The following is a 9,635-nucleotide window of genomic DNA, read 5'->3' as shown; positions in this document are numbered from 1 at the left end:
TCCATTGTTAAATTTTGTTATAGGAATGATAGGGCTAGCAAAACTCTTTTGGGATTAACAGCCTGCACCGAAGGTTCAGAAGTTCATCTCCTCGTGACGTTGCTGAAGGGCGTTGAAGACTCTTTATTAAAAGGATAGAGCGTGACGCAGACAGGACGTCTGCGTAGCTTTCGGGGTACAGGATGTACAATCGGAAGCGTTAGCGATTTTCGAATAAGCACGAAGCCACAAACTAATATATGTAACTTCGCTAGGGGCGTCTTGGCTACTTGTGTAAACATTAGCAAGGAGGATAGGACGAGCAGTCCTTCTTGGTCGGGTGTGGGGTGAAGCCCCACGACTTTGACTTTTTAAAACGTATCAACAAACAAAATAACGCCTTATTTATATACTCATTGCTAAATTTTTTTAGGAAAAAAAATAGGTAAAACGTTACCAAAGACTGTCATGAATTGAGGCTGAGAAAGTCTCAGACGATGAAAAAAAATGCCACTACAAGGGGTTAGTGGCATAAATGCATAAGTCGGGCACAAGCTTAAAAGGGTGGGTAGAAGACTGACATCTTGGCTGGGAACCGTTGCAACATCAGTCTCTACGCCGGGAAGTTAGTAAAACCTTTGGGTATAGAGTGGTAAAGCGGCGCGTTATTCCATGCTTACTGGGCCGTCGATTTTGTTAAATGTCACATCGCCAGAACCTGCCGCAAGAATCGTTAATCCCTTAGTGTTAAAGACATTAATATTGCCTGAGCCGTCTGTGATGGTCACAGCACTTTGCACATTGGCGACCTCGATGTTGCCCGAGCCGTCATCGATGGCGATATTGCCGCGAATATCAGTCACCTTGATTGCGCCAGAGCCATCGTCAATCTTGAGGTTACCGTTAATTTGACTGACTTCAATGTCCCCTGAACCATCATCAATGCTGACATTGTTACCGCCGTTGATGATGAGTTCGCCTGAACCGTCTTTAACATTGATATCTGCTGTCATCTTGTTGATCAAAATGGCACCTGAGCCGTCATCGATATCCAGTGCTAAATTCGCAGGCACTTGCAGTTTTAGGTCGATATAGGGCGAGTAATTATTAAAACCGCTTTGTTCAAAATCGGCTTTGAGCTTGGCCTTGTTGGCCTTTTTCTCAAGGGTAAGAATGAGTTTGTTGTCGTTGCTGTCTTTATTGCTATAGATGTCGGCGACGAGTTTAATTTGGGTTAGGCCTTCGACACCGATAATTTCGAGGCTGCCTGCGCCAGTCTCGGCAATCAGACCTTGTAAGTCTTGGCTATCGAGTGTGAGTTCGCGTTGTTGGTGATCTAAATCGGGCATGCCTGCGGCGTTGACATTAATAATGCAGCCAGTGAGCGATACTCCTGCGGTAAACACCAATATAAAAGCGAGGGTGAATATAAATGGGCGTAGTGACATGTTAGCTTCCTTGTTTATCTGGCACTCGTTATTCGTGTGAGCGCTGAGTCGTCTTGCGATGGATAAGACATTGCACAGCCCATGCCAATTTTAAGTCTCATTTATAATCAATGATTTAAACTAAAAGTGTCCGCGCTTGGCTGTGTGGACATGTCCGCCAAATGAGGGATTTACTCACAGATTAGTGAAATTGCTCATTTATTAAGTTAGCTTGATCCTCATAGGTCTGGCCGGGCAAACATACAGACAATACAAAAAATACCAAAAACATAAGAAGGGATGCAGATGGATTATTTAACGACGAACAAGACAGCTTGGGATGCGCGCACTCGGGTACATTTAACTTCGGATTTTTACGATGTGGCAGGCTTCCTGCGTGGGAATAGTTCATTACGGGAAATCGAGCTGAGCGAGCTTGATGTGGCAGGTAAAAGCTTGCTGCATCTGCAATGCCATTTTGGCTTAGATACCCTGTCGTGGGCGCGCATGGGCGCTAAAGTGCTGGGCGTCGATTTGTCCGAGGTGGCGATTGATGAAGCACAAAAGCTGGCGCAGCAGACACAATTGTCCGCCGAGTTTATCTGTAGCGATGTTTACAGTGTGGCGAGCAAGATTGAGCCGCAAGATATTGTGTTTACGTCCTATGGTGCCATTGTGTGGCTGCCGGATTTAACCCTGTGGGCGCAGACGGTTGCTGCTTGTTTAAAGCCAGGCGGACAGTTTTACATGGCCGAGTTTCATCCGGCGCAGCAGTTGTTCGATGGTTACAGCTATTTTAATCGGGGTGAGCCAGACATAGAGCTGGAAGGCACTTATACCGAAAATGCCGGTGATGACCAGCAAACCTTAATGTGTTGGTCACACAGTCTATCTGAAGTGATCAATGCGTTATTGCAGGCGGGCTTAGTGTTGGAGTTCTTCCACGAATTTGATTTCAGCCCGTACAACTGTTTCGAAGGGCTCGAAGCCCAAGCCGATGGTCGTTATGTGTTAACACACCAAGGGCAGAATGTGCCCTTGGTGTATAGCATTAGTGCGCGTAAGCCTGTGTAATGCTTGCCGTTTTGATGGCGAAGATTAACGACTACGGTAAACCGGATACTTAAGGTAACGGTTATCGTAGTAAGGGCTGCGTTCATAGAACCAGCGCAGGCGAGCTTCAGGATCGGCGGCAAATTCGGCGTTGGTCAGTGCTTTATCGAACTCAGCCTGCAGCTTAGGATCTTCTTTTAGCATCTTGGCTGCTAGCGGTTCAACCGCATAATCTTCAATGTATTCAGTGCGGGTGAAGATAGGATTGAAGAAACCCCATTGCAGCAAAGAATCTGGCGATTGCGGCTCTAGCAGTAAAACCGCCAGATCGCCCAGCGGTTGATCTGTGCTGATTTTAATGGTGCCAGCGGGCAGAGTGGTGCTGACTTTCGTCAACTCTGACTCGGCTTTGACCGTTTGACGGCCCTCAAAATCCTTAGTGTTAAACACGGGGTTGCTGAGTTTGTATTGCTGTAATTTAAGCTCTGTCGGTTTGGTCAGGCGCGTCATGCGAATGCCGTGTATGTTAAGGCGATCAATCACTTGCGTCCATTGCGCCGGAATATAGTAAGCGCTCGGACGAGTGACTTTAATATCGGGTACAGTCTCGGCGATCACGGGCAAGTTGGGGTACAGCTTAGGTTGACCGTTCCAGCGCACCACCTCTGTGCCGCTAATCGGACTCTGCTCTAGCTGGTAATCTATACCCTTAAAGTCCCAACCTTTTGCCAGCGGTGCCGATTTCCACGTTAATGTAATCAGCGGCGAAGCGCGGTACTTATCTTCCTGAATCGCACTCTTCAGTTTAGTGGCCTGTTCACCCACGGTTTTGAGGGTTTGCTCTAGCATCACATAGGTGCCGAGCACTCTTTGTTTAAAGGGTTTTAAGCTGTGGTTTTCAATCAAAATAGTCGGTAAATGGCGCGCATCGCCATAACCGTTAGAGAAGCGCGGGCTTGGATTCCACAGCGACATGCCTTTGGTGATATCGGCGTTATCCACGGCAAAAATCAGCGGGCCGGGAATATGGCCTTGCTCGGTTAATGCCGCTTCAACCGCGGGTCTGTAGCTGTTTTCGAGCCAGCGGTAACTGGCTGGGCTTAACCCTTGGGCAAGGTTATAACCAAAGGTGACATCGTATTGGTAGTCGATGCCGTCGGTGACATGCACGTCGATATACAAGTCAGGCTGCCACACATTGATTGCGCGCAACATGTGCTGCATTTCTAAGGTATCGGCCTTGGCATAATCACGGTTAAGGTTGAGGTTATTTGCGGTAGTGCGCCAGCCCATATTCACAGGGCCACGTTGATTCACACGATTAAATTCGCCGCTGCGCTCATGGGCATCGACACTAAACATAGGCACAAACAAGAGGTTGGCTTTATCCAGCAGGGCGTTTTTATCGCCTTTAACGATGTCACGTAGCAGCATCATGCCGGCATCTTTACCGTCGATTTCTCCGGCATGAATCCCTGCTTGCACTAAAACCGTTGGCTTAGTGTTTTGCTTGAGGCGCGCCGACTCATTAATGCCTTCACTGCTGGCGATATACATCCAAATATCGCGCCCCTGTGGGCTCTTACCTAAGCTCACCTTTTGTAATTTATCGGTCTCGCCCGCAAGTTTGTCGAGCCAAGCGATAGTGGCATCGTAGCTTGGGCTTTCAATGCCATTGCTTTGCTCAAAGGGCGTCGCCCACTCGTTATCGACACTCAACATGAGCGATTCGCTGGCGCCATGCCAAGTGATACTCGGCGGTAAAATGGCATCGTTGACAAAGGTGTTGGCGCGCTCAGGGATCGGCGCGGGCTCTGGCGCTACAGTGGTGGCATCGGTTGTGACAGTCGCAGCGGGTTCGGTTGCTTGGGTATTCGCAGCTGGACTTACATCCTGTGGCGCTGTTGCTACTAGGGTTTCAACTGGCGTTTTGTTGGTGACGGTTTGCGCCGCAGCGACTGGCGTTGAGGTTGGCAAATCAGTAGATGCTTGAGCTAAGGTTTTTGCCTCGTTGGCAAAAGCATCGACAGTGTAAAGACTGCCCGCAGAAAGGTAGGCAATGGCGATAACGGAGAGGGAAAATAAGCGCATGAAAAGAGTCCATATATCGAATTTTTATTAGGACGGTATCTTTTCATTAAACGCCCCGTTAACGCAAGGGCGGTCAAGGGTTTATCTGGCATTCAGGCGGTGGGTTAATAAGATTGGTATAAAGCCCTGAATGACATAACAGGCTAATCCGCTTTGCCAGACGTTATCTGCGATGCGGGCTGCTTGTTATAGGCAATTTCGATAATGGCAATGTCTTCGTAAAGCGCTTCGACGGCAATGGCGAGCTGATAAATAAGCCAGCTATATCCTGTGAGCGCAAATCCCTGCGGGACTTCGCCGTCGGGTGCGGTGGCATTTGAATCGGTTATTGATGCCGTTGTTGATGTCACGATTGTTGATGCAATCGTGGCTGAGGCTAGCGCAAGCTGGAGTCTGTGTTGTAACTCTTGTTCTAAGCATTCTGGCAAGGTCGGTAATTGTTGGGCTTTACCCGCCACAAACTCTGCAAGCTGTTGTAAATAGAAGGCGAGCTCAGAGGCAACCGCATTGATCTGCAGATAGGCGTCTTTATCTTCTTCCTGCCAGCGAGTTAAAGGCAAGAGTTCGAGCAAGGTGATTAGACGCACTTGTTTATTGGCAAGTTGCGACAACAGTACTTTGTGTTTTTTGAGGGTTTTACTTTCCCATTCTAAGGAGAAAAACAGCTTCTTCTGGGTGAGTACGGCTTTCATCGCGGCTTCGAGTTTAGCGCGAAAATCGAGGTCGTGATTAGCTGGCGCCTTAAGATGCTGGGCTAGTACTTCGGCCATATTGTCGATGGCATGAGTGAGTTGAGAGCGCCAATCTTGTTTGGCTTTGATCGGGAAAATAAACAGCGAGACCAAAATAGCGATCACGCAGCCAGAGAGAATATTGGCCGTGCGCCACAGTGCCTCGGAGGTGTCGTGATTTGCATCGCCGACCACTATTATGATGGTAAATCCTGACACTAAATAGGCGTAGCTGTAGCGTCCGGCCGAGATAAAACAAATCAAACTGACGGCCAAGATCAGCAGGCTCATGATCAGCCAATAACTGTCGACTGTGGCAACCAGCATCACCCCATAAGCCGAGCCTAAACATGTGCCTATCGCTCTTTGCAGTGACTTTTCAATCGCGCCGCCGACCTGCGGCAGACTCATCATGATGACCACAATCGTCACCATGCTCCAAATAAAATGCGGCGGCGCCCAAATCGCATTAATAGTGACAGCAACGAGCAGGGCTAAACCGAGTTTTAAGGCGTGGACTGAACGGAAATGACGATAGATAAAGTCGGCAAAGGGTGTGGCTGGGGCAAATACAGACATAGGGCAGAATTCCTTTGGGCGTTAGCCAAGCGACATTATGTAGAGTCAGTATCGCAGAAAAACCGTGTCACTTGCGGCTATTGCGCCAGAAAGAAATGCAAATTGCGAAATCTAGCAAATTGAGCTTAGTGGATAGCGCGGGAGAGATCACATTTAAATTCAGATATTTGAATTGGATTGGCTGAACAGTCGGGTGCAGAAGCGGGTTGTTATGCCGTGCAGCAGGCATAAAAAAGGCTTGAATAAGGGTTGCCTATTCAAGCCGGTATTTGAAGCGTTGAGTGACTGTATTCGCTAGATTAAGCTGCGCTCGCTATCCGCTTTAACTTCAACTTCTGTGTACTTATCCATGATCAAGGCACAAGCTGCATCGCCAGTGATATTAAGTGCGGTGCGGATCATGTCAAACACTCGATCTAAGGCAAATAGCAAAGGTAAGCCATCGATAGGAATGCCAGCCGCTAACAGCACAGCCACCACTAAGAAAGACGGACCAGGCACACCCGCTTGACCAATTGCGCCTAAGGTTGAGGTGAAGATGATGGCTGCATAGGCTGTCATCGACAAATCGACGTTATACATTTGAGCGAAGAACATGGCCACTAAACCATAATAAATCGCGTTACCGCTCATATTAATGGTGGCGCCTAACGGCAGCACGAAGGCAGTGGTTGCTTTAGAGACTTTAAGATCTTCTTCGCAGGTTTCCATATTCACCGGCAGCGTCGCCATTGACGAGGCGGTCGATAACGCCATCACCTGTGGTTTCTTCATTGCCGAAATAAACTGGCGCGCCGACACTCTTGAGAAGAGCTGCACCACCAATGGGAAGAAGATAAAACCGTAGATCAGAATCGCGGCCACAAACACGGCGAATAACTTAAATACCACTTCTAACGCATCGAAACCGAAGGTGCCCACGGAATCGGCCATCAAACCAAATACACCGATAGGCGCAATGATCATCACGCAGTTGATCATCCACACAAAGGCATCGACGACAGTGTTGAGTGCAGCCAAAATAGGCTTAGCGCCATCGCCTTTAACCTTAGTCAGCGCGATACCAAAAAAGATACTAAAGACTAAGATTTGTAAGATGTTACCGCCGTTCAGCGATTCGAACACATTGGTTGGGATCATGCCGATAAAGGTATCCATAACCCCAGGCAATGCGCCGTGTTCCTTAGTCACTTCCATCAAATCTGGGCTGCTATGGGCAGTGAAATCAACCCCCGCGCCCGGTTGGAACAGATTGCCCATCACCAACGCCAGTACTACGGCGATGCCTGATGTCACGATAAAGAAGCCAAAAGTGCCAATGCCTATCTTACCTGCCGATGGGCTATCGCCTAAGCTTGCTGCGCCGCTGATGATAGAAACTAACACCAGTGGTATCACTAGCATTTTGATTAAATGGATAAAAATGGTTCCGAGTGGTGCAAACACGCTTGCACTTTCGCCCATGATAAAACCGACTAGCGCGCCGATAATCATGGCAATAACCACTTGCACACCAATATTGCCTAATAAACTCTTGCTCTTCATTCTTGCGAAACTCCCCAGTTGCCGCAGCATTTTGTGTGATGTAGGCGATTTGAATCTAGACGCCGTAAACCTTAGTGATTAAGGCCTACTCTAGGCTAAAAGCCAATGCCCGACACTTTTTTTGTCCGGCTAAAGTACCACAATTGCATAGCAGGGGATTGTGAAACATCACCAACCTTGGTTTCAAAATAACCAAAGTCTAAATCACATAAGTGTTAAGTGATGAATGTTCAAAAATATACATCTTAAAATAAATATAATTCATTTTATGCTGTGATTTTAAGGGTTGGATTGAAGAATTATGATTTTTGGGACGGTTGTGCAACTGCTATATAAATTTAATTCGGATGCCCACCAATATAGTTGCCGTCGCAATGATGCCGTTGGGAGATATTAAGCGTCCATCCATCTTTAATGAGGGAGTCGCTGAGCTTTAAATGGTCGTGCAGCATTGACTCTGTGGGATCTTAATTGCATCAAGAATAAGTATTTGCCTTTGGCACGACAATAAAAAGCGCCGACTCATTGCTGGGTCGGCGCTTTTTTACAAGTAAGGCTATGGCTTAATGCTAAGCGCTTATGCCTTTGGACCAGCGTTGCGGATAGCGTCTGACACTTGATACTTAGCGAAGTTTTTAGTGAAAGCTTCGGCCAGTTTCTGGGCATATTCGGCGTATAGCGTTTTATCGCCCCAAGTGTTGATTGGGTTGAGTAAGTTGCTGTCTACGCCAGTGACTGCCACAGGAACGGCGAGGTTCAATGTGTCTAAGTGGACGGTTTCCACATCTTTCAACTCACCGCTGACAATCGCATCGACGATGGCGCGAGTGGTGGGGATGTCAAAACGTTTACCCACACCGTGTGGACCGCCAGTCCAGCCGGTGTTGACTAAGTACACTTGGCTACCGAAGGACTCAATGCGCTTCATTAACAGTTCTGCGTACACGCCTGCAGGGCGTGGGAAGAAAGGTGCACCGAAGCAGGTTGAGAAGGTCGATTGGATCGCTGAGGTTGAGCCGATTTCAGTCGAACCTACTTTAGCGGTGTAGCCAGACAAGAAGTGGTATGCCGCTTGTTCTTTGGTCAGGATAGAAACTGGTGGTAATACGCCAGATACGTCGCAGGTTAAGAACACAACGGCATGTGGCTCGGTGCCGCAGTTGTCTTCTTTACGTTGGGCGATGTGCTCCAGCGGATACGCTGCGCGAGTATTTTCCGTTAGGCTACTGTCTTTGTAGTTAGGTACGCGGTGTTCGTCCATAACGACGTTTTCAAGCACAGTACCGAAACGAATCGCATCCCAAATAACAGGTTCATTCTTCTGGCTTAAATCGATACATTTGGCGTAGCAACCGCCTTCAATATTGAATACGCCGCCAGGTGCCCAGCCGTGTTCATCGTCACCGATCAGGAAGCGTTTTGGATCGGCAGAGAGTGTGGTTTTACCTGTGCCAGATAAACCGAAAAATAGCGTAGTGTCGCCATCTTTACCTACGTTGGCCGAGCAGTGCATAGGTAGCACGCCTTGGGCTGGCAGTAGGAAGTTCTGCACTGAGAACATAGACTTTTTCATTTCGCCGGCGTATTTCAGGCCCGCGAGCAGCACTTTGCGTTCGGCGAAGTTTAAAATCACGGTCGCATCTGAGTTAGTGCCATCACGCGCTGGATCGCAAACAAAGTCAGGGGCATTGATGATCTGCCACACAGGTTTGTCTTTACGATTAAATTCTTCAGGAATGATAAATAGATTACGGGCGAACAGTTGGTGCCAAGCGTATTGCGTGGTCACACGCACTGGTTGGTAATGTTCGGTATCGGCACCGACCTCGAGATCCGAGACAAACAGTTCTTTATCGGCTAGGTAAGCTTCAACACGTGCCCATAAACCTTCAAAAGCACCAGGGTCGAAAGCTTGATTGACTGGGCCCCATTCAATCTCTGCTTCTGAACTGGGTTCTCTGACGATAAAACGATCGCCGGGTGAGCGACCACTGCGAGCGCCTGTTTTAGCGACTAATGCGCCATTGGCTGTCAATTCACCTTCGCCGCGTAGCAGGGCAAATTCGACAAGTTGTGCTGTTGAGGGGTTAAAGTGAATGCGGTTTAATCCATCCGCCATAGTGAGGTCTCCATTTGATTTGTAAGGTTATTTTTGTTATCGATCGTCTGCCGATTTTATTTTATTTTATTTATTACCTAAGCTTTGCTAGGTAACAAAGTGAGGCGATTG

The 9,635-nt window shown here is 48.0% G+C and carries 6 protein-coding genes; 1 reads left to right on the top strand and 5 read right to left on the bottom strand.

Features of this window, described 5'->3' with window-relative positions; all coding sequences use genetic code 11:
• Positions 1–644 precede the first annotated feature (644 nt).
• Positions 645–1,427 (bottom strand): hypothetical protein, encoded by a 783-nt coding sequence (locus tag FW758_RS20805; RefSeq protein WP_006084918.1) that lies wholly within the window; start codon positions 1,425–1,427, stop codon positions 645–647.
• A 285-nt stretch (positions 1,428–1,712) separates the two neighbouring features.
• Here FW758_RS20805 and FW758_RS20800 point away from each other — a divergent pair, with 285 nt between their 5' ends.
• Positions 1,713–2,480, top strand: coding sequence for a class I SAM-dependent methyltransferase (locus FW758_RS20800; RefSeq protein ID WP_446446392.1), 768 nt, complete (start codon positions 1,713–1,715; stop codon positions 2,478–2,480).
• Between the two features lie 24 nt (positions 2,481–2,504).
• Here FW758_RS20800 and FW758_RS20795 read toward each other — a convergent pair whose 3' ends face one another.
• The 4 genes from FW758_RS20795 to FW758_RS20780 all read right to left on the bottom strand — a co-directional run bounded on the left by FW758_RS20795 (position 2,505) and on the right by FW758_RS20780 (position 9,524).
• The gene (locus FW758_RS20795; protein ID WP_446446391.1) at positions 2,505–4,550 is read right to left on the bottom strand and encodes a M14 family metallopeptidase; all 2,046 of its coding nucleotides are present in this window, start codon (positions 4,548–4,550) and stop codon (positions 2,505–2,507) included.
• A gap of 143 nt (positions 4,551–4,693) precedes the next feature.
• The gene (locus tag FW758_RS20790) at positions 4,694–5,860 is read right to left on the bottom strand and encodes an FUSC family protein (RefSeq protein ID WP_347674146.1); all 1,167 of its coding nucleotides are present in this window, start codon (positions 5,858–5,860) and stop codon (positions 4,694–4,696) included.
• Between the two features lie 294 nt (positions 5,861–6,154).
• On the bottom strand, positions 6,155–7,405 hold the full coding sequence (locus tag FW758_RS20785; protein WP_446446390.1) for a dicarboxylate/amino acid:cation symporter: 1,251 nt from the start codon (positions 7,403–7,405) through the stop codon (positions 6,155–6,157).
• Positions 7,406–7,982: 577 nt separating this feature from the next.
• Positions 7,983–9,524 carry a phosphoenolpyruvate carboxykinase gene (locus FW758_RS20780; RefSeq protein WP_446446389.1) on the bottom strand — a complete coding sequence of 514 codons (1,542 nt, stop codon included), beginning with the start codon at positions 9,522–9,524 and terminating at the stop codon, positions 7,983–7,985.
• Positions 9,525–9,635: the final 111 nt, after the last annotated feature.

Source organism: Shewanella sp. 1180_01, from assembly GCF_052850535.1.
The sequence above is the reverse complement of the archived record's forward strand: the minus strand, read 5'-3'. Positions and strand labels throughout refer to the sequence as shown.

What these genes read in the sequence shown, in the direction of transcription:
- FW758_RS20785 (WP_446446390.1), bottom strand. Translation starts at nt 7,405, where the DNA reads ATGAAGAGCAAGAGTTTATTAGGCAATATTGGTGTGCAAGTGGTTATT.
- FW758_RS20790 (WP_347674146.1), bottom strand. Translation starts at nt 5,860, where the DNA reads ATGTCTGTATTTGCCCCAGCCACACCCTTTGCCGACTTTATCTATCGT.
- FW758_RS20780 (WP_446446389.1), bottom strand. Translation starts at nt 9,524, where the DNA reads ATGGCGGATGGATTAAACCGCATTCACTTTAACCCCTCAACAGCACAA.
- FW758_RS20805 (WP_006084918.1), bottom strand. Translation starts at nt 1,427, where the DNA reads ATGTCACTACGCCCATTTATATTCACCCTCGCTTTTATATTGGTGTTT.
- FW758_RS20795 (WP_446446391.1), bottom strand. Translation starts at nt 4,550, where the DNA reads ATGCGCTTATTTTCCCTCTCCGTTATCGCCATTGCCTACCTTTCTGCG.
- FW758_RS20800 (WP_446446392.1), top strand. Translation starts at nt 1,713, where the DNA reads ATGGATTATTTAACGACGAACAAGACAGCTTGGGATGCGCGCACTCGG.